This is a genomic window from Cyclobacterium sp. (genome assembly GCF_014762705.1).
Taxonomy (GTDB): domain Bacteria; phylum Bacteroidota; class Bacteroidia; order Cytophagales; family Cyclobacteriaceae; genus Cyclobacterium.
This window is the reverse complement of the sequence record NZ_JABURL010000119.1, coordinates 1-20,795: the sequence shown is the minus strand read 5'-3', so window position 1 is coordinate 20,795 and position 20,795 is coordinate 1. Positions and strand designations below refer to the sequence as shown.

Annotated in this window: 13 protein-coding genes and 1 pseudogene; 2 read left to right on the top strand and 12 right to left on the bottom strand. The window is 44.7% G+C overall.

The genetic code is table 11. The features are described from left to right. Nucleotides 1-464 precede the first annotated feature (464 nt). From HUJ21_RS23545 to HUJ21_RS23500, 11 genes and pseudogenes are all read right to left on the bottom strand, one after another. Nucleotides 465-1,955, bottom strand: a complete 1,491-nt coding sequence (locus HUJ21_RS23545) for a DUF3863 domain-containing protein (protein ID WP_291373355.1) — start codon at nucleotides 1,953-1,955, stop codon at nucleotides 465-467. 122 nt (nucleotides 1,956-2,077) lie between these two features. Next, a complete protein-coding gene (locus tag HUJ21_RS23540; protein WP_291373354.1) occupies nucleotides 2,078-3,388 on the bottom strand; it encodes a sulfatase-like hydrolase/transferase in 1,311 nt (436 codons plus the stop codon). Between the two features lie 190 nt (nucleotides 3,389-3,578). Then, nucleotides 3,579-4,271 (bottom strand): DUF1080 domain-containing protein, encoded by a 693-nt coding sequence (locus HUJ21_RS23535; RefSeq protein WP_291373352.1) that lies wholly within the window; start codon nucleotides 4,269-4,271, stop codon nucleotides 3,579-3,581. A gap of 228 nt (nucleotides 4,272-4,499) precedes the next feature. Next, nucleotides 4,500-6,227 (bottom strand): RagB/SusD family nutrient uptake outer membrane protein, encoded by a 1,728-nt coding sequence (locus HUJ21_RS23530; RefSeq protein WP_291373351.1) that lies wholly within the window; start codon nucleotides 6,225-6,227, stop codon nucleotides 4,500-4,502. An 11-nt stretch (nucleotides 6,228-6,238) separates the two neighbouring features. Beyond that, on the bottom strand, nucleotides 6,239-9,607 hold the full coding sequence (locus tag HUJ21_RS23525; protein WP_291373349.1) for a TonB-dependent receptor: 3,369 nt from the start codon (nucleotides 9,605-9,607) through the stop codon (nucleotides 6,239-6,241). 252 nt (nucleotides 9,608-9,859) lie between these two features. Then, the gene (locus tag HUJ21_RS23520) at nucleotides 9,860-11,302 is read right to left on the bottom strand and encodes a sulfatase (protein ID WP_291373347.1); all 1,443 of its coding nucleotides are present in this window, start codon (nucleotides 11,300-11,302) and stop codon (nucleotides 9,860-9,862) included. 5 nt (nucleotides 11,303-11,307) lie between these two features. Beyond that, nucleotides 11,308-12,189 carry a sulfite exporter TauE/SafE family protein gene (locus HUJ21_RS23515; protein ID WP_291373346.1) on the bottom strand — a complete coding sequence of 294 codons (882 nt, stop codon included), beginning with the start codon at nucleotides 12,187-12,189 and terminating at the stop codon, nucleotides 11,308-11,310. 460 nt (nucleotides 12,190-12,649) lie between these two features. Then, nucleotides 12,650-14,302, bottom strand: a complete 1,653-nt coding sequence (locus tag HUJ21_RS23510) for an arylsulfatase (RefSeq protein WP_291373344.1) — start codon at nucleotides 14,300-14,302, stop codon at nucleotides 12,650-12,652. A 66-nt stretch (nucleotides 14,303-14,368) separates the two neighbouring features. Next, nucleotides 14,369-15,790 (bottom strand): sulfatase-like hydrolase/transferase, encoded by a 1,422-nt coding sequence (locus HUJ21_RS23505; protein WP_291373343.1) that lies wholly within the window; start codon nucleotides 15,788-15,790, stop codon nucleotides 14,369-14,371. A 172-nt stretch (nucleotides 15,791-15,962) separates the two neighbouring features. Continuing rightward, nucleotides 15,963-16,157 (bottom strand): annotated as a pseudogene (locus tag HUJ21_RS25135) (hypothetical protein); the annotation flags it as partial. Between the two features lie 87 nt (nucleotides 16,158-16,244). Further along, nucleotides 16,245-17,903 (bottom strand): hypothetical protein, encoded by a 1,659-nt coding sequence (locus tag HUJ21_RS23500; protein ID WP_291373341.1) that lies wholly within the window; start codon nucleotides 17,901-17,903, stop codon nucleotides 16,245-16,247. Nucleotides 17,904-18,150: 247 nt separating this feature from the next. On the opposite strand from HUJ21_RS23500, the gene HUJ21_RS23495 reads away from it, so the two are divergent. Together HUJ21_RS23495 and HUJ21_RS23490 are read left to right on the top strand one after the other, a co-directional pair. Then, on the top strand, nucleotides 18,151-18,276 hold the full coding sequence (locus HUJ21_RS23495; protein WP_291373339.1) for a hypothetical protein: 126 nt from the start codon (nucleotides 18,151-18,153) through the stop codon (nucleotides 18,274-18,276). Nucleotides 18,277-18,977: 701 nt separating this feature from the next. Further along, nucleotides 18,978-20,243 carry an aminotransferase class V-fold PLP-dependent enzyme gene (locus tag HUJ21_RS23490; protein WP_291373337.1) on the top strand — a complete coding sequence of 422 codons (1,266 nt, stop codon included), beginning with the start codon at nucleotides 18,978-18,980 and terminating at the stop codon, nucleotides 20,241-20,243. A gap of 268 nt (nucleotides 20,244-20,511) precedes the next feature. Here the strand turns inward: HUJ21_RS23490 and HUJ21_RS23485 are convergent. After that, the coding region (locus HUJ21_RS23485) for a hypothetical protein (RefSeq protein ID WP_291373336.1) at nucleotides 20,512-20,795 on the bottom strand (284 nt) is incomplete at its 5' end.

The following is a 20,795-nucleotide window of genomic DNA, read 5'->3' as shown; positions in this document are numbered from 1 at the left end:
TTTGAACTGGCTAACCCTCAATCATCTTAGCCAAAAAATATGGTATGTTAACAATGATGGGGCTGGGTTTAAAAATTTTCTTCGTCTTTCATGAATACTCAAATTTGATATTCAAAAAAAAATCCTCAGAGGAACAATCGTTTCGGAAACCTATTTACCTGAGTCATTCTATAACGATGGGCTGCACCCATCGCTGAGTTATATCGCCTTTCAGAGCTGAGTTGAATGTTAACTTGGAGTAGGGGAAATTTAAATTCCTAAACTCTTTTTAGGGTATAAACGAATTAAAATTGCTCGAAACCCAAGCACTGAAAGTGCGGAATATCAAAACACAGGGTGAAGCCCTGTGAAATACCTATTACCGCTACCCAAGCCCTGTAGGGGCGGAATATATTACCCGTTCTATATTTCTGTTAACGGTAAAAATATCTCGCCCTTTTAGGGCTGGAATATAACCTTGGCATTTATTTAATCCTCAGCGGATGCCCCTCCTCAAACAAAACAGGATACCTCTTTTTGATCATTTCCTGTTCTTCTGGATAAAGTGCTTCTATTTTCATGGGCACATCGTGCGGCCTGGTCCCCTTTTGGTTCAGGCGGTTCATCAGGCTCCAGTTGCGGATCGGCTTGCCCGGCTCGGGATTACCAGGTTCCTCTGCTTTCAAATCATATCGGGTAAAATCAATCAGCTTTTCAGGAGTTTGGGCAATCCAATCCCTGAGCGTGGCCATTCGGAAATCCTTGTTCATGAACCAGCGGATCTCCAGTTCCGGTTCGGATCCGCAGATGCCGGACCCCCGGTGTACAAAGCGATAATCCAATTCATCATTGCTTTTGAAATGCTCCCGCCAAAGCATTCCGAATTCTCCATGGGTGATGGCCTTTGCATCCGGCCAGCGCCGGCGAATTTCACTAAGCCAGATATCCAGCCCTTCCATACCATTCCTTCCCTGGTAACCGGGCCAAAGCTTCCGGGCTTCCACAAGGCTAAGTTCCCAAATAGAGGTTACCCATGCGAAACCATTCAACTCGAATCCCTTGTCGAAATGAGTTGCTGTAGTTGAAAGCATTTGCCGCACACCGGGTTCTGTACCCAGTCGGATAAGTGTTTCTATGGGGCCTACCCCCATCCGGCTACCACAATTGACGCCATCGATTCGTCTGGCGCCAGGATACCTGGCATTCAGAAAATCCACTGTCCAGCCATCCAAATTTACACAGTCGATGAAATCGGCATCTCCCTGTGCCGGTTTGTTGAAATGTTCGGTAGAAGGATAATAGGGATACACAATGGATCCGTCACCATCGCCATTGTCCACGGCATACTGGCTCCAGATGGTCCCTTGGCTGACGTGTATGTCTTCTTCCTCTGACAGGTACCGGAGGTTATCGGCAGATAGGAAGCCTCCAATGACAGCCTGGGGCCTGTACCCATCCCCCACCATTTCAGCCACCATTTGCAAGCCATCATGCAAGTCACGGTTGGTTTGTTCCCGAGAGTTGTACATCGGTGAAAAGTAGGCACCAGGTATAAAGGTGATTTCATCTCCATATTTTTTATGGTAAGAGACGATAAGTTCCCTCAAGTCCCTATAATTCTGGCGTTCATCCTGCAGGGCAAGCCAGCTAAAGGCCCAGGTCATTCTTGCTCCGGGCCAGGCTTTTTCGATGGCTTCCCGGAAGATGCGGGCCTCGCCGGGACTGTGTACGGCCGACTCATCCACGCCATGAGATTCGGCACGGGTGGTTTCGATTTGGTTTACCCGAACCACAGAGGCAAAGGTAAGGAATCGATTGCCCATTAGTTCTACCTTAGGTTCGAAACCATCGATGGCTTCATTGGCTTTTGAAACCTGATTTTCCGTCTGCCCGATTCCTATTCCCAAAGTAAGCAGGATAAGGACCAAAGCAATCAATAACGGGATAACAACGGACTTTGTTTTTCTTTTTCTCATGGTGCGATTCATTAGGTACGTCTACTTTTCAATTGATGATTTTCAAAACAATTATACAGCTAGCTACTCTCCCTAAAGAACACACTATTTCTATAATCCATAATTTCTCGTTCTATGGAAGGTTAGTCGGGTTGAATAAGCTGGTATTCCGCATCATAAAACTTCAGGTGACGGATCCGCCAACTGGGTGGCTCCAGAAAAAGAGGTTGTGGTAACTGAACCTCCCAGCTTCCCAGTTCTTTCAGGATGGTGTTGGTCTGCTCCAAGTGCTGCAGGGCAACATTGTTCTTTTCGGAAGGATCTTCCGAAAGATTATAAAGCAAAGGTAGGCGGTCTGGTAATCGAATGAGTTTCCAGTCTCCCTTTCGATAAGCCATGGATACGGTATACCCCCATTTTAAAGATCTGTCGGGGATCTTAAGTAATGGCTCCCGCAGAAAAGGAATGAGATCTATTCCATCCAACTCGTCACCCGGCATCACTGTTCCTCCGGCTGCTGCAACAAAGCTTGGAAATATATCTAATGCTGAAATAACTTCATCGATTTCCTCCCCGGCGGGCAGTACTTTCGGCCATTTTACTATAAAAGGCACCCGAATCCCTCCTTCAAGCAATGTGGTTTTTTGCCCCCGAAAGGGTGCGTTTATTGAACCATTTGATATTGGATCTACCGCAGGTCCTCCATTGTCACTTAAAAAAACAACCAGGGTATTCTCTTCCAATCCTTCTTGATGAAGTGCACCGAGTAGTTTCCCTACATTTTTGTCCAGGCGATAAACCATAGCACAATATATTCGTCGTAAATCATCTTCAATAGCAGAGAATAATTTTAAATCCTCTTCAAGTGCGTGCATTGGAGCATGAGGTGCGTTAAATGAGGCAACCAAAAAAAAAGGTTCATTCTTGTGACGCTTAATAAAATCAACGCTTTCATTTCCAATATCATCGGTCATGTACGTGAGCGGTGCCGGCTTTTTATAGTTACACTGAATAGGGGAAAGCAAATCATTTCCGTTTGGTTTTGCCTTGAAGTAGTCATGTCCGCCACCCAGAAATCCCCAAAAATTGTCAAACCCTCTTTTTAACGGATGAAATTGTGGCTTTTCTCCAAGATGCCATTTACCTATCAATCCGGTCGCGTAGCCAAGAGAACCAAGCCGCTCCGCCAAGGTTGCTTCAGTCAATGGAAGGCCTTGGTATGCAGGATCAAATCCGGGTTGGGTGGGAGCAAAATTATTATTAAAACCGAATCGAAGCTGATTTTTTCCAGTTATAATACCAGCTCGTGAAGGAGCACATACCGGGGAGGATACATAGGCACTTTTGAAAATAATTCCTTCTGCTCCCAGCCGATCGATGTTTGGCGTTGGAATTTGTTTGCTTCCATGCATTCCCAGATCAGCATACCCCAGGTCATCGACCAGTATTAACACTAAATTTGGTTTTTCAGGGGCCTTTTTGGCTGAGATAGGCCCTATGCAAATAAACAGAAAACTGAGTATTAATAACATGGGGTAAAGTATAAAGCGCACGGGCAAATTAATTATCTGGTTAATCCGGGAGATTGGAATTTTTCGGTGATTGCCAAAATGTTTCGAACTTTTTTCTATTTTCGATTTTTAATCAAAGTTTTGTTAAGATTATGTTGCGGTAGGCTACGGGTCCATGGTCACCTTGGAGCATTAGGGGCCCCAAGGGTTCTTCCTTTTCATCTAAGGAAGATGCTGTAGGCCCTGTAACCGCTGCATTTTCGTGCACAGTGATGCCATTAAGCTTCACCTTTTTAAACATTGCATGCTTTGTTTTTTCTCCATTGGAATTAAACCGGGGGGCGTTAAATTCTATTTCCAGGTGCTGCCATTCCCCTGGTGCTTTGCAAGCATTTGTCGATGGAGCAATTCCTTCATAGGTTTTAGTACCATCGTATCTGGCATAGATGCCTCCACAATCCCAGGAAACCGGGTTTTCTTTTCCCCAGCTATCAAAAATCTGGATTTCATACCTTCCCTGTAAATAAACTCCTGAATTGGATCCCAGAGACACCATAAATTCCAGTGTTAGATGAACATCTTGAAAATTTTCTTTGCTAATAAGATTGATGATCCGGCCAGCCTTTCCATTAACAAATACTCCCTCCCCTCTCAGGCTTGTTAATCGTTTAGCGTCTACCGAATTCAATTTTGCCTCCCCACATTCAAACCATTCTCCTATTGGTGCTTCAAAATCATCCAAATGCATTTTTTTTTGCTGGCACCAGACTTGGTTGAACATGAGGAGCGGAAAGAGGATACCGAAAAGAATTTGCTTTTTATTCATGGTTTCCTGATTTGATTGATGGCTTGCAATAGTTGAAGCAACTTACAATTTTGTATCATTGGGTATAGAAATATTTACATCAATGGTTCAATCCCTATCGATTCAGGAAAATGAGCATAATCCTGGATCTGGTTGCGGAATAAACTGGAAAAAACACTCCAGGTCAAAGGACCTTTAACCTGGAGTGTTGAGATGATGTTCTTTCTTTTATGTAGAAAAAGGCATGTTTTACCAGCCCGGATTCTGATCCAGGTTGGTATTTAAGGTCAGTTCATTGGTAGGTAGCGGCATCAGGTAATCCCTTTCCGGATCAAATCCATATCCCCCATCCGGTCCACTTAACCTGTTCTGAAAGGGATCAAAGAAACCGTCAGCATTGACCGGAACATTGGATAATTCCTTTAACCCGGGAGTGGCAAATGTGCCTACAAATCGTTCTCCCATCCAATATTCGTGTGCTCTCCAACGCATCAAATCATCAAAACGAAACCCTTCAGCAAACAATTCCACTACACGTTCTCTTCTGATTTCTTGTAACACGTCGGACAAGGGATAGCCATAATCAGGCCAGTTGGGGTCGGAAGTTATATTACCGATAGTTAAGTGTGGCATTCCCACCCTATCTCTTAACTGATTGATGGTCATGTCAACATCTGCCTGTGTCAATGTACCCAATTCGGCTTTCGCTTCAGCATAAATCAGCAATGCTTCGGCATAACGCATGAAAATATAATCCACATTTCCATTGTTAATTCCTACTGCAGGGTCTACCACAATGTGCCGGAATTTTTGTGATTCTATACCAGTACCACTGTTGTCCACATCCGGGTTCTCAAAGTAAAGCGTATCGGTTCCTTGTATTCTTCTGATGTCTCCCGGAACCATAAATGTTTGGGCAAGTCGTGGATCTCTATTCACTTCGAGAATATCCAGGGTTTCATCTCCTATAAAATTGGGGCTAACGGCTATGGGCAATCCATCATTGCTCAAATAAAATCTCGATGCATCGTAGGTATAACCATAACCATTTGGCCAGTTCCACAATTGATTGCTAAAGCTATCTCCAACTGCTCTGTCGAAATGCTGGTAGAAAATCACTTCGCGGTTGCCCGAGTAGTCTACCTGGTTAAAGAGATCAAAATAAACGCTGCTGCTATCCCCTGTAATAAGAGAAAAATTCCCCTCGTCAATGAGCTGCTTTGCGGCATCAGCGGCTTCCTGTAAATAGGCCGAACCATTGGTTTGCCCTTCAAAAACAGATCCTTGATGGTATTTCTCCCAGGTACCTGCGTATAGCGCTGCCCTTGCTTTAAACAATAAGGCAATATCTTTACTCAGGCGGGTTCCTGGTGTTGCCAGTTGGTGGCTATGATCCATCAGAGAGATGGCCATATCGATATCACTGAGAATAAAATCAAAAACCTCTGTTCTGTTGGCACGGCTGCCATAAAGAATATCTTCATCTTCAGCTGTAACCGGTACGGTAATAATTGGAAGAGCACCAAAATCCTTAAACAGGTCAAAGTAAAACCAAGCCCTGAAAAAATGTCCCTCACCAACATAATGGTCTCTCATATTACCGCCTTCGGGAACACGATCAACATTAGCAAGGAAATAGTTGATGTTTCGGATATTTCCCCAATTCCAGCCACCGCCGGAACCCGGAACATTGACTACCCCATCCATACGTTGCGTAAAAGTGCCACCAAAAGCATTGAGTCCTTCTAATGCAAAGTCTGTTCCCTCGTCTTTGGTCGGTGCCTTACCACCGCCTGAGGCTGGCCAGCCCTCAAATGAGTCATAAAACGAATTTAGAAATAATTCCAGATCGGATTGACTGTTCCAGAATTCCGGGTCAGATATCTGATCAAGCGGTGATCTCTCCAGAAAATCTTCCTGGCAGGAATACATAGCTGTTCCCATTACCAGTATTAGCATATAAAATATCTTTTTCATGGTGTCGTTTTTTAGAAATTAAGGTTTAAACCTGCAGACATAGTCGTGCTCAATGGATAAGCATCGCCAGCCCCATACCATCTTCCGGCAAGTGCCTCCGGGTCAAAAAACATCAAATCGGTAAAGGTCAATAGATTCTCACCAGACACAAATATCCTGGCATTCGTCAATAACACTTTTTCCGCAATTTTTTGAGGAAGTGAATAGCCAATCTGCAGATTTTTCAGCCTTAAGTAAGCGGCATTTTGCAGAAGGTGATCGGTGGGAGTTCCATAATTTTTTGCATTTTCACCAAAAAACTGGGCATAGGGTCTGGGGAAATAGGCGTCTGGATTGGCACCTAAAGCACTTGTCTCATCACGCCAGTAGTCCATATGGTCCTCTAAGACATTATTGTGCATGGGTCCTGCTGCAGGCCCCCTGAATACAGAACTGTTTCCAAATGTCCAATCCCTTTTGGCCACTCCCTGGAAAAACAGAGAAAAATCAAAATTCCTCCATTGGGCGTTCAGGTTAAGACCATAAGTGAATCGGGGGGTAGTATTTCCTATGATTTCAAGGTCTCCGGGATCAGTAAGTGTATTGTTTCCTATATCAATTTTACCATCTTCATTCAGATCTTTGTACCTGAAATCACCCGTTCTCCACAAGCCGGAATAAATAAAGCTTTGGTCTACTCCCTCGTTAATTTCAGCTTCTGTTTGAAAATGTCCGTCGTAGCGATATCCCCAGATTTCATTAAGATCCTGTCCCGGGTAAAAGGTATTCAACAATCCGGTCGGGTTATTATAATTCACTACAGTACTTCTGTAATCCGCCAATTGGCCTCTGATTTCATAACGGAAATCCGGGCTAACCTGATTTTTCCAGGAAAGCTCCAGCTCCCATCCACGTGTTTTTATTTCTCCTTCATTCCTTTTTGGTACTGTTGATCCCAATACCGCCGGAAGGGGTTGTCCCGGTCCAACCAAGTCGGATGTCCTTGTTTCATATACACCAAATGAAACGCCCAATCGATTATTCAGCAGGTAGGTATCAATGCCCAAATCAAGGGTGGATACAGTTTCCCATGATAAATTCACACTATTCAGATTGGGTGCACGAACGGTCCAGGCCCGCTGATCACCAAATAACCAATTATTGGTTTGACGAATGGGCATGGTCGGGATGAATAAATAATTGTCCACATCCTGATTACCCAATGTTCCGTAAGAACCTCTTAATTTTAACAGGTCAAATATACCAGATGATGACATGAAGTTCTCTTCCGAAATAATCCAACCGGCCGATACCGACGGAAATACGCCCCATCGCTCATCTTCTTCAAATCTGGAGGACCCATCCGTCCGCATGTTTACTTCAAGCAGGTACTTTTCGTCAAAAATATAATTAAACCTTCCAAAAAAGCTTCTGGTAGACCAGTGTCCAATGCCGTCATTCACCAGTTGATCCCCAACTGCGGTACTGATCGATGGAATGGCATCACTCAGCAGGAAGAAACTTCTTGCACCTAAATTACTGAAGGTATATTCTTCTTGTTGATATCCAACCATCAACTGAAGATCATGATTACCCAATACCCTTGAGTACGATGAATAAATGTTTGGGGAGAGATAGGTATTTCTTCTCAGTTCATTGTGATATTCTGTTGATTCCCGGTTTTGTGGTATAAATTCTATATCACCACCGGCAAAATTAACACCATCTCCGGGCCTGACCCATGGATATTGTAAACCAGTTCTTGTGTCTTCGACCTGAGTGGATGTGTAATTCAGCTGTACGGTCGTTACCCAACCTTCTATGGGTTTTATTTCTATTTTGGGTGAAAGGACCAGCTGGTTATCTGTGATCGTTTGGCGAACTCTTCTCCAGGCCTCCACATTGGTTTGTTGCGTCCAAATATCTGTCCCGGGATACTTGGCAGGTGTGCCAAATTTTATTTTACCAATCCAGTTCATGTACCAGGCACGACCATAATTCTGGTTCCAGGGGAAATCTTCATTTTCAGACTTGTATTTCACAAATAGATCGAGGTTCATCCAGGGAGTGACCTTTGCCCCGATCTTGGCATCCACATTAAATCGACTAAATGACTCATCACCAAATCTCAATAGTCCTTCTTCATCATACATGCCGCCGGACAAATAATAATTCATGGTTTCATTTCCCCCAGAAATAGACAGGTTATGTTTCACTCTGAAGGAGTTATTCTTCATGATCAAATCTCTGATACCATCATTGGCTACACCCATGGTACCGGTGTTCAATATATCCCAATTATCACCTGATGCATTTGGCAACATCCCGGGTGCACTTCCCGGATTGGCCAGATTCTGCTCCAAACGGGCTATGGCCTCTTCCGGATAAAATGGAGAAGCACCAAAATTGGTTCTTGCATCATTCAGTGCATGTGCCCAGTCCGTACCTCCCTGTAATTCGGGCCATATGGTAGGCGAACTAAACCCGGCATTTGTGGAATAGGAAATCCTTGATCCTTTACTCCCCTTTTTCGTGGTAATCAGGATAACTCCGTAAGCTGCCCTTGCTCCATAGATAGAAGTTGAGGCGGCATCTTTCAATACAGAAACGGACTCTATATCGTTAGGGTCGATGTCGTTGATACCCATCGGAACCCCATCCACAATGACAAAAGGAGCTGTATTTCCTTCGAACGATGCTAAACCCCGGATGGTCATGGCCATATCCGCTCCCGGCTCCCCACCTGCCGTATTGGGGGTAATGACCAGATTACTTACCAGTCCTTGCATCGCCTGCTGCACGTTAGTTACCGGACGATTTGCCATGTCCTCTCCACTTGCCGTAGAAACGGCCCCGGTCAGATTGATCTTCTTTTTGGTACCGTAGCCTACAACGACGACTTCATTCAGGGAGGATAAATTGGCCTGCAAAGTGATATCTATTTGCGATTTGTTGCCAACAGCCACCTCCTGAGGTTCGAACCCTATGAAGGAAAAAACCAATGTGGCGTTTTCGTCCACTTCCAGCGTATATTTCCCATCTATATCCGTAACCGTACCCATGGTGGTACCTGCTACCGTAACAGATGCACCAGGCAATGGATCCCCGTTATCATCCTTTACTGTCCCGGAAACCTGGATATCCGCTAAAAGAGCAGATAAATTTTCATCGAATTTATCGTAGGAGGCATTTCCAACAGTAAGATGGGATGCACCATTTTCTTTCCCAATAAAATTACTGCCTGGGTTCGTTGAACCAAACGAAGCCACCGGAAGGATAAACACCAGTGATAAACAATAAACGGCCCAAGCCCTTGTAAAGGGAATAGGTTTTTGCCTTATCTGGTTTTGATCAAAACAGCAACCAGCTGCTTTACTTTTTTTAGTATAATTTGTTTTCATAACAATATGATTAATTGATGATGCTAAAGCTATTAAGATGCCCCTGACCATGCATCCAATATCTTAACCATATTGTGTGGTATTTTGCCTTTTGCCACAATAATGCTTGAATTATGAAATTAGTAAACTACCTAATTTTCAAAAAGATACTGGGTTTAAGCGCACATTACTTTGCACTGTAAACCTGATTTTGCCTATAAAATAGACAAGCATTACGTGGGTGTTCAAACTTACATCCTTTCTTTGCAACAGCTAATCGAAAAGGTATTTGGGATTTTCTATTAAAAGGGTTTTTCGGACCTCCGGACCGTACTGTTCGTACTGCCCAAGGGCCTTTCTTTCTGCCTGGGCCATTTTAAACAAGCGGTCCACCATTTCAGGATGCTCATCAGAGACATCCAAACTTTCCCCCGGGTCTTCTTTCAAGTTGTACAATTCAATGTTTTCCGGAAAGCGGGTCAAATTATAGGTGCTCTTCATGATATTCTCCCGCTCTTGAGCAGAAAATTCCCCCAAAAGATTGAGTTTCCAATCACCATTCCTTACAGCCATCAGGTATCCTGCATGCCAATAAAAAAAAGGCCTGGCTTCTCTGACTTTTTCAGGATCAAAAAAATAGGATGAAATATCAGTCCCATCTCTTTTTATCTTTCTGTCTATTTCCCTATTGGCCAATGAAGCAAAGGTGGGTAACAAGTCTAAAACTGATGCCTGCGCATGACAGGTGGTGCCCGGGGCAATTTTACCTGGCCACCAGGCAATAAAAGGGACCCTGATCCCACCTTCGTAGACCAAACCTTTATTCCCTTTCAATACACCATTACTGGCTCCAAACTTGACCGCACCCCCATTGTCCGAAGTGAAAATTACCAGGGTGTTTTCTGCCAGTTGTGTTTCCTTGAGGTAATCCAATATCTCTCCGGTCGACCAACTGATTTCGGCAACACTAGCTCCATAATGGCTATTGGGGTGATTGGTTTGCTGATAAAAAGCTTCTCTGGCGGCTACCGGGACATGAGGCATGGTATGAGAGAGGTAAAGAAAAAATGGCTGTTCTTTATTTTCATCAATCCACTTTACCGTTGCTTCGGTATATTTTTGCGTCAAAGTGGCCTGATGTTCCCTATTCTTCGCTCCACCTTTTATCCTTTCTACAATTTCTTTATTTCTCATCAGGGGAAGTGTAGGCTCATCATTTACACGAATCCCCATATCATTGGAATAGGGCAAACCGTACCAAAAATCAAATCCATGGTTCATTGGTAGAAATTCCCGTTGATCGCCGAGGTGCCATTTACCAATGATGGCGGTGGCATATCCGGCATCTTTAAGGATTTCCGGCATGACCACTTCATCAGGGTTGATTCCCTTCTGTGATTTTGGAAAAAGCACCCATCGATTAGCTGCATCCAAATCCAGGTCAACTCTCCGGGCATAGGAACCGGTCATGAGGCCCGCTCTCGAAGGGGTACATACAGGTGCCCCTGCGTAAAATTGGGTAAATCGGAGTCCTTCTACCATCATTTTGTCAATTTCCGGGGTTTGGTTCCAGACAGACCCATAGCCGGATAGGTCCCCATAACCCAAATCATCGCAAAAAATCAGGATGATGTTTGGGCGATCGGCTTTTTCTTGGGTAAGAGTAATACTGGTATACAACTGGACAAGAATAGAAGATAAGAGAATAAATTTCATCCCTATTAAATTACTTTGATTTTCGACTCCCTTTCTTTTCTGAAAGCAGAAAGAAACATCCATACTGATGTATAGAGAATGATACACAAGACCACCCATTTGAGCATTAACAGGGGTAAAGATTTGACAACAAAGGCGGCCAGAAACACGCCTATAATCCCGGCAATCGATAGCGAAAAGGAAACTTTCCTGTCATAGGCCCCTTTTTTGACAAACTGGGCCCCGCCTGCTGCCATTAACATGGCAGTTGCGGTCATCATAATTGGAAAGGCAGTGAGCGGATGCATACCGAGCGCATAGACCATTGCCATGCAGGGTGCATAAAAGCCGACCCCTACGGTTTGCAGAGCACCAAAAATAAAGCTCATACCAACAATAAGCGCCAGCTTCCATCCTGTCAATCCTATGGCCTCTCCGCCTACGGGCATCAAATTTAAAAAACCAGCTATCATAATCAGGGCCACCGCCAACAGGCCGAAACCAAGTCCCATCTGTATACCGCGGCGTGACATCCTGGAAACCATATCCGCACCTAGCAATGCACCCAGAGGTGCGGCTGTTGCCATGCTGACCAGGGTGATGGGGTCCACCTGAACTACTGTCATGAATATAAAAGCCTGCGTTACAGTGGGAATAGTATTTCCAACATTCATTGTTCCGGGAATCAGGCGGTCATCGACAAGCTTAAAAAACTTAAAAATGGCAGTCTGCTGCGCAAAACTCCCAATCCCCAGAGTGTCAAAAAAATTGGTAACAAATCCGGTTGCTAAAAGACCTGACCATGGTTTACCGGAAAACAGCTTTCTATGTCTAAAAACATCTCTAATATAATAGAACCCAAACGTTCCCGTCATGATCCCCAAAATTACTTTTAGAATGATACTCATAACCAATCGCTTTGGAAGGTAATGGCATTCCCAATTGATACCATTTTATAATCGAACTTATTTATGGATAAAAGTATTAAGACCTCCTGTCTTAATTATCCAGTATTTTAACCAAAATGTGTCGTATGTTAACACCGCTAGTTTGCGGAAAAAACGGAGAGTTACAAGCGCCAAATAATCATTGTCAGCGGGCCTGAAACGAAGAAATTTGGGGATTTAATGCATTTTTTTCCATGGCATTCCCTGGATGAAAGTTGTGTAAATAGCTCAAGGACAATTCTTACTGCTGGCTGTCAGCCAATTCCATGCCCCTGAAACCCGAGGTATCAACGGCAAAAAACAACCAGGCCACCGACTTTTGGGAGCAGGTGGTAAAGTCTTTCTGCTTTCGCTGGCGAAGCCTTAAATAGCCGCTCCTCAGTTCAACTCCATGAGATTCTTGCAGGCAGGACCCGGAAAGCTATCGATTTCCCCAGTCAACCACCCCTACCCGATTGGCCCATTCGGTGTACTTTCGAACCATGGCCGCTGTAATCTTGGGTTGTACCTTTGCCAAATCCTGTAGTTCCGTACGGTCAGCTTCTATGTTGTATAATTCCCATTCCGCCCCCGGACGGTTGGTTGCCACCAACTTCCATTTTCCATCCCTGAAACCACGGTTCCCCTCATGCTCCCACCCTATTGCATGGTGATCAAAAGTTTGATTGCGGAATACCGGCACCAGACTTTGTCCTTCCATGGGCTTGATCTTTTCCCCTTTGTATTCTTCCGGATAACTGGCTCCAGCCACTTCTACAATAGTAGGCATGATGTCGGTGATGTGCCCCAGTTGACCTGAAATCCGGGAGGCTTGCTGTATACCTTCCGGCCAGTAGGCAATCAATGGCGTGGAAATGCCCCCTTCATGGATATAGTGTTTGTAAAGCCTGAAAGGCGTATTGCTGGCATTTGCCCATTCGGAAGAATAACTCATATAGGTACTTTCAGGACCAGGCATCACAGTGACATCGTTGCCCCTGAGCAAGGGGCTGCCATCCCGCTGAAAGGCAGGGAAATGCAGGGACCTGGGCCAGTTATCAGTCAACACCTCGTGACAAGCCCCGTTATCCTGCAAAAAGAATATCAAAGTATTGTCCAATTGGCCGGTTTCTTCCAATGCCTGTATGATGCTTCCAATTCCCTGATCCATCCTGTCTACCATGGCCGCATAGACTTCCATACAAGCCGCCCACCAGGCCTTGTCTCCGGTTTCTTCCCAGGAAAGATTATTCGGGTCCCGAACACTCAGTTTCCATTCGGGATGAATCAAGCCCATGGCCTCCATCCTGGCCTTTCGCTCTTCACGGATCTTATCCCAGCCCCGGTCATACTTACCTTTGTATTTTTCAATGTCCGCGGTCAAGGCATGTAAAGGCCAGTGGGGCGCCGTATAGGCGATATAGCCAAAAAAGGGCTTTTCATCCCTGTCCCCTTTACCAAGTTTTCTGATTAGCTCCGAAGCATGTTCACTAATGGCATCTGTATAATAAAAGTCCTCCCCTGCATCTATTGGCGTATTGTTTTTGGTCAGCGTCGCCGGATTGTAGTAACTGCCAGCGCCATGGATGGTCCCAAAAAAAGTGTCAAAACCCCGCTGTAAAGGCCAATTGTGCTTGGAAGTCCGGATTTTTTGGTCCTCTGTTAACCAGGTTCTCCAAATATCCACGTGCTTGGTCACATGCCATTTTCCACTCATAAAGGTTTGGTAGCCGCTATTCTTCAGGACTTCGGCAATGGTCACGCATTGATTGCTTAGGTCTCCCCTGTATGCCGGCAGCCCCCTGTCATTGGTCATTCCACCTATTCCGGCCTGATGGGGATATAAGCCTGTCAGCAAGGAAGCCCGGGTGGGACAACATCGGGCAGCATTGTAAAATTGGGTGAATTTAATTCCCTCCTCTGCCAGCCTGTCCAGATTTGGCGTGGCTATCTCTCCCCCAAAGCTCCCCATATCGGAATATCCCATATCATCTGCCATGATGATCAGGATATTGGGTCTTTTTTGAGCCAACAGGTGGGAAAATGGCCATGCATTTAACGAACAGGCAAGAAGGAAAATGGCAATAATTTTCATGGTATTCCTGCTTTAATTTTTTTTGTCGCTTGTAAAGTTGATTATTCTTCGCTGCCCTTTTATCCATTAATGACCTTCAAACCAGTGCCGCTCAAAATCATTTCGGATCAGTTCCAATTCCTCCTTATAACCAGGGTCCCGGGTATAATGGGTAGTCTCATAAGGGTCCTTCTTCAGGTCCATCAACCGCTCTTCAAACCCGGCGGCATCATAGCGGATGTATTTCAGCCCGTCTTCCCGGATCACCGCCCTGCTGATCTCCCCTTCAATTCCCAAGGAGGTTCGCCAGTCAATATCCCTGCCCTCAAATAAGGGTCTTAAACTTCTCCCCCGGGGATCCGCTTCCGCTGGTATCCCGGCATAATCCGCTACTGTCGGCAAGATGTCCAATCCCACGGAAACCAGATGTCGGTCATCTACCTGACCTGCCGGAATTTTCCCTTTCCACATGGCGGTAAATGGCACTTTTATTGATTCTTCGTACAATACATTTTTGTGTTCCAGTTTATGGGATCCATCATTGTCTCCGTGTTCGCTGCTGAAAATAACCAGGGTTTCCTCCTCGGTTCCACTCTCAATTAGCGCATCGAGGATTACCTGAACATGGGCATCTGCCATTTCTGTCAATCGGGCATAGGCCCACCGGTGCATGCGCCATTGCTCTTCCGTATATTGATTCCGCGCCCCGCTGCGAAAGGAACGGGGATCCCGATCCAAAAAAAGCTGGATGGCCCTGGCCTCATCTTCCTGGGGCTCAAAATTGGGGGGCAAAGGTGGACAATATTGTTCAAAAAAGGCCTCGCGACTTACTCCTTCCGGCAATTCCAGGGCCTTGTCCAGGTTCGTTAACTCCGTTTGAAAATTCCGTTGCAATTGCTGCAAATAGGTGGAATCGGCAAAATCCCGGATAGCCATGAAACAGATATCGTGTGGGTTGATCAGGGAGACCAGCATAAAGTAGGGATTTTCGTGGTCTTCTTTTATAAAGCTTGCAGCCCGGTCAGCCAATTCTCCTCTGGCATCATCGGTCAGTATCTGAAAGCCATGCAGTTCAGGGTCCAGAAAGGAGGGCAGGTGTCTTTTACCTCCATAAACCAAATCGTAACCGGCATTTTTTAAGTATCCGGTTAAATTTTCATGGGATGCCTCAGGGCTGTTTGCTGGAATATCCATGGAGCCGGCATTATTTCTTACCAGATTGCCATTGGAATCTTTGTAAAAACCCGGAAATCTGCCTGTCATGATACTTACCCGGGAGGGAGAACATACCGGATTTGTCACATAGGCACGGGTAAAGCGAATGCCATTGTTGGCAATATAATCCATGGCTGGGGTTTGCAGGTAGTCATTGCCGGAACTGCTCATCATGCTTTCACTTTGCTGGTCTGTAAGGATAAAAATAATATTAGGGGTTTTCGTTTGCTCTTTACACGAAATAAAGGCGATAACCGCAAAAAGAAGAACTCCCCGGTATTTCAGGATTTTCATTTGGATAAATTAAACCTACTTTTTAATTCTAAGACTGTTCATATGATTGAATATCCATCATATTTAGGTTTCTAAGATAGTATAATTGAAAATGAATTCAGGCATTCATTTTGAAAATCCGAAAAAACAACGTGTTTAAAAGGGATTAACTGTAATTACCGATTTTGCCTTTTTACCTTGTCTGTAAGGATAGCTGTGCATTGGCCAGCCTATCAGATTCGGCTAACAAGGTGAACGCTCCTGCCTTTCCTGTTGATTTCAGAATGACCAGGCATTTTCCGTTAAAGGGTTTTCGTGAAGGACTGTCAAAGCCCTCCTCATGTAAAGGATCACCATTATCTAACGGAATTATTCTTGCATCCCCTTCTACCTGAAATTGATCCGGTTAGATGCATCAGGTATAAAGTTGTCGTCTTGTTCCAGCACATTCACTTCAATATGTACCAGGTCACTTTTACTCTAATCCCTGCTGTGTGACTATAGGAACATAGCCAACTTCAAACCCAGCCGGAGGCTTGACGATAAGGGCCGGATCCAGCTCCGCCAATTCTCCTATCAATGGAGGAGGAAGGTATTCGCGCTCCGTTGTCCAGTGTCTGTGGAGCAACTCAGCCCGTCTCTGCATTTCTTCACGCTCCTCTCCGCTCAGATCAGCATTGAGCAATGCAGGCTGGTCGGCAAACCGGTACCAATAATAAGTTACTGTACTACCGTCTCCCAGTTTCGCTTTAAAAGGCCCAGCTGCCGGGCCAGGGGTCTTCCAGCTGCTTTCTGGATCCTCAGGGGTAACGTAAGGCAAGGGGTTTCTTTTGTCAGTGCTTCTAAAATCAACTTCGTGCAATCCTGTTTCAGCGGGTACATCCCCGGGAGCCACAGCCACCCACTCCCCGATATCGTCATTTTCGGTTTTAACCAGTTTATAATACTCAGGAAGTACCACCAATGTACTCTTGTTTATTTCTCTCCTTGAGACGTGCTCACCTTCCCAAATAACCCTCAAAGTAGCTGAATCAGTTACACTGGCATCTAAGTAAGAAGTGATATTCAATAATGCACGTTTGTCTTTTTGAATGTGTTCGCCATAAAAACTCCAGTTTGACCTGACTCCCTTTTTAAACCTTTGCATGGCCGCCTCCTCTATATGTATGTTTCCATTAGCTACTTCTCCTCCCATAAACCAGGATTCAACATCATCCCAGAGTGCTTTCTTGTTATAAACCATCAGGCGGTGCAATAACGCCGAAGATCCATCCGGTCCTGCGGGATATTGTGTAGTTGCCATACGGGCGTAAGTCTGACCCTCGGAGTCAGTAGCTTCTTTGGAATGAATGTGTTGTGTTTCCATCTGAAAGGGTTTGTTGGCTTTTGAGGGGCGCTGATCTAAAAACAAACCACTCAGCCGTGGATCCTCTGCAGATGCCTGAGTCCAAAAATAAGGGGTAAAGAATGCAACCGGGCCTTTGAAATTTCCAGTGTTTAAAAACAGGGTCCAGCACTGATTTCCGGTAGGAACCGCTATTCCGGCAGTAGTAGGTTTCGGCTCAGTAAGTGGCAAAGGCAGGTATCCACTTCCAAATAATTCACCGGAGGTACCCTGCTTCAGGTTCAGTCCATCCGGAGGCCACAAGACCCATGGACTCAGCTGGGCAACTCCATATTTTCCTTTTGGATCGCTCCAGTCTCTTCCCCTTCCGGCACCCGGCCCGTTAGCCCACCCTGCAAAGTTTAGTTGAACACCTCCCATAATGAATTTCGGCGTTTCTGTTGCGAACTCTGTATCCCGCCACCAGCCAAGGCCTCCTTCAATATCGGTGTAAAGTCTTTCTACAGGCAAGGGCCCGTCATGTTGCGGATGCATCCAGGTACCAAACAAGCCCGACTGAAAACTCCTTCCCGGATACTCCCTGACCAAAGGCCAGGCAGCCATATACATGGAGTATCCCGCATTGTAAGATTCATCTACTTTCTCCAATTGGCTAATCAGGTACCCACCGACATTTAGGTTCCGCATTTCATCTTCCTGAGTCGTTTGCTGTGCAGAGAGTAGGCATATATGTATAAAAAACAAGATAGAAGCTCCTACCCGTTTTTTTATAATAAGGTTTATTTTCATGTGTTTATAATTTGTTTTTAATAGGCCACATGACTGCCTGTCGACAGACAGGGAATCTCGCATGCTTAATAATCATCTCAGTGTGTGACGTTCTCGTCATGCTCGATTTCATCACAATATTTTTTTTATTTCTTGGTGAATGTATCCAACCCGCTTTACTTAGAAATCCCGGCAATGAGCTAATGCCATCCTTTACAGATTCAAACCTTTCGGCTCCATTAATAGCGTAGATAAAATCCTGTAATCCATGATTACCGACAAAGTAGGCAAAACGCATTATCCAAATGGGCAATGGAGAGTTTTATTCCAACAGACAGAACTAAACTATACCTATGAATATGGCTTTTTTTTTAGTTATGGCATCACTTATTAGAAACCAAAGTCCGCACACACTGAAAAACCGGATAAGGGGGATAATAACAGACTACTGACTAATTAACCTAATTTAATCGAAATAAATCCATTTATTTTTTTCAGTATCCATTCCCTCAAACAGCTTTCAGCATGCACGAAACCTTAGTTGTTTCTTTTCAGCAAACTAATTCTGTGTTTTTTTATGTATCAAGACCTTTTTAGAAAACTTAATTAGTTAATAAAATCCAAAAGTAAATGATAGGCTAAAAATTACAGTCCTTCATTTTACCAAAAACGTATGGTATTTTAGCCAGTTTAAGCCGGATCTCTCCATGATAATCATCCCAATAGCTGAGGTATCCGTCCTGCCTAATATTAAAAACCTAAGAAATTAATTGATCAATTCACCACTTAGAAATAGCTTGCTGATTACGGTGCAATTATCACATAAAATTCGGTGTTTTATAAATAAAAAAAATTTAATTTGTAAAATACTTGTATTTATATCGGTAGACGGATTATTCCGTTCCAAAGTAGCAACAGGATTACATTTGAGCAAGAAGCAATTCATCTACTGAATTTTTTTGAAACCAACATTTTTAACCGCTTCTCTTCCCCATTCTCCTGAATAACCTCCTGCCACTCCATCCTTCCAAGGGGTAGAATTCTCCTTTTTAAACCCTTTGTTTTTTTCTTATATTTAAACAAATTTTCCAGAAGATGAGAAAAAGAACCTTCCTGAAAAACCTTTTGGCACTGGGTGTTACGGCCAGTCCCGGTACCAATTCCTTTGGCCAGCTCCTGTCCCGTTTTGAGCACATTCCCCCGGCTCAACTTGCCTCCAACGAAGACTTCTGGGCGGGGATAAGGGCTGGTTACAAGCTCAAACCCGATTATATCAACCTGGAAAATGGCTTTTATTGCTTTGTACCACAGGAAACCCTTGAAAATTTAATCGGGCACGTGCGGGAGGTAAATTACCAGGGATCCTGGTACATGCGAAACGAGCGCAAGGGAAACAAAGCGGCCACCACTGCCCGTTTGGCGGAATTGGGGGGCTGTAGCCCCGAGGAGGTGGTCATAACCCGAAACGCCACCGAGTCGCTGGATTTGATCATCACAGGTATTCATTGGAAGGAAGGAGACGAGGCCGTCATGGCCGAGCAGGACTACGGCGCCATGTTGAATCAGTTCAAACTGGCCGCCAAACGGTACGGGGTGGTAAATAAGGTGGTATCCGTGCCAAACCTGCCCCAATCCGACGAAGAAATTGTAGCGCTCTATTCGGCCGCCATCACACCCAAGACACGGCTATTAATGATTTCGCACATGATCAACATCACGGGCCAGATCCTGCCGGTGCGGAAAATTTGTGACATGGCCCATAGCAAAGGGGTGCAGGTGTTGGTGGACGGGGCGCATGCCTTTGCCCATTTCCAGTTTAACCTACCCGATCTGAACTGCGACTATTACGGTACCAGCCTGCACAAATGGTTGAGCACACCGCTTGGTGCGGGCCTCTTGTACGTAAAGAAAGGGAACGCGGAGCATGTCTGGCCCTTGCTTGCCCAAGGAGAGCGAGACCCCAACGACATTCATCGCCTGAACCATATTGGTACCTACCCGGCGTATACCGACCTGGCCATCAGCGATGCCATAGATTACCATCATGCCATTGGGGGGAAAAGAAAAGAAGAACGCCTCCGGTATTTGCAAACTTACTGGACCAGCAAAGTCAGGGATATCCCGGGGGTAATTGTAAACACGCCCGAGGATCCTGCCCGACATTGCGGCATAGGAAATGTTGGAATTGAAGGCCTGAAACCAGCTGACTTTGCAAAAATCCTGATGGAAAAATACAAGATTTTTACCGTTGCCATCGACGGATCAAATGTACATGGTTGCAGGATTAGTCCAAATCTCTATACGACACTGGATGAGCTGGACGTACTGGTAAAAGCTTGTAAGGAGCTGGCAAAGGCCTAGGTGAATGCTGACAATTGTTTTATTTAAGAAAAACCCGATCTCAAACAGTCATTGCAAGGCTTGACATTTTAAAAAACCCAGAAATCGGGATGACGATGTGGGCTTTTCAATGTGTTGATTTACAGGTATTTAAAAACACGTCATCGGTAGAACTAACATTTTAAAAAACGCAGAAATTGAGATGACGATAGGTTTTTTGCATTATATGGGAATATAAACTTCTCATTGTTTAATGGATAATGGTGGGTCAAAGGCTATTTATGGTATTTTAGCTTGTTTCTATTGTACTTTTTGCTTGATCAAAAAGTAGCAAAAAATCAAGACAAAAAAATCCTTCTCCCCACAACCCTGCCGCACCCCCGGTTTTTTGTCGGGCCAGCGCGCTTTGCGTATATAAAATATAGTTCTTCTTTTTTTTAAATTTTTTCACAAGCAATACCTTATAGAAATCAATTTTAGATCCGTCTTCGGTAAATTGGCAAATCCCCCTTTTAAGGGGGCAGAGCCTGTCCCGACCAAAGTCGGGAGGGGATTTTTTCGGTAACATTTTAA

Bases quoted from the DNA above. Each gene is read 5' to 3' on its own strand.
- HUJ21_RS23545 (WP_291373355.1), bottom strand. From the start codon at position 1,955: ATGAGAAAAAGAAAAACAAAGTCCGTTGTTATCCCGTTATTGATTGCT.
- HUJ21_RS23530 (WP_291373351.1), bottom strand. From the start codon at position 6,227: ATGAAAAAGATATTTTATATGCTAATACTGGTAATGGGAACAGCTATG.
- HUJ21_RS23505 (WP_291373343.1), bottom strand. From the start codon at position 15,790: ATGAAAATCCTGAAATACCGGGGAGTTCTTCTTTTTGCGGTTATCGCC.
- HUJ21_RS23495 (WP_291373339.1), top strand. From the start codon at position 18,151: ATGATTACCGACAAAGTAGGCAAAACGCATTATCCAAATGGGCAATGG.
- HUJ21_RS23525 (WP_291373349.1), bottom strand. From the start codon at position 9,607: ATGAAAACAAATTATACTAAAAAAAGTAAAGCAGCTGGTTGCTGTTTT.
- HUJ21_RS23520 (WP_291373347.1), bottom strand. From the start codon at position 11,302: ATGAAATTTATTCTCTTATCTTCTATTCTTGTCCAGTTGTATACCAGT.
- HUJ21_RS23510 (WP_291373344.1), bottom strand. From the start codon at position 14,302: ATGAAAATTATTGCCATTTTCCTTCTTGCCTGTTCGTTAAATGCATGG.
- HUJ21_RS23500 (WP_291373341.1), bottom strand. From the start codon at position 17,903: ATGAAAATAAACCTTATTATAAAAAAACGGGTAGGAGCTTCTATCTTG.
- HUJ21_RS23490 (WP_291373337.1), top strand. From the start codon at position 18,978: ATGAGAAAAAGAACCTTCCTGAAAAACCTTTTGGCACTGGGTGTTACG.
- HUJ21_RS23515 (WP_291373346.1), bottom strand. From the start codon at position 12,189: ATGAGTATCATTCTAAAAGTAATTTTGGGGATCATGACGGGAACGTTT.
- HUJ21_RS23535 (WP_291373352.1), bottom strand. From the start codon at position 4,271: ATGAATAAAAAGCAAATTCTTTTCGGTATCCTCTTTCCGCTCCTCATG.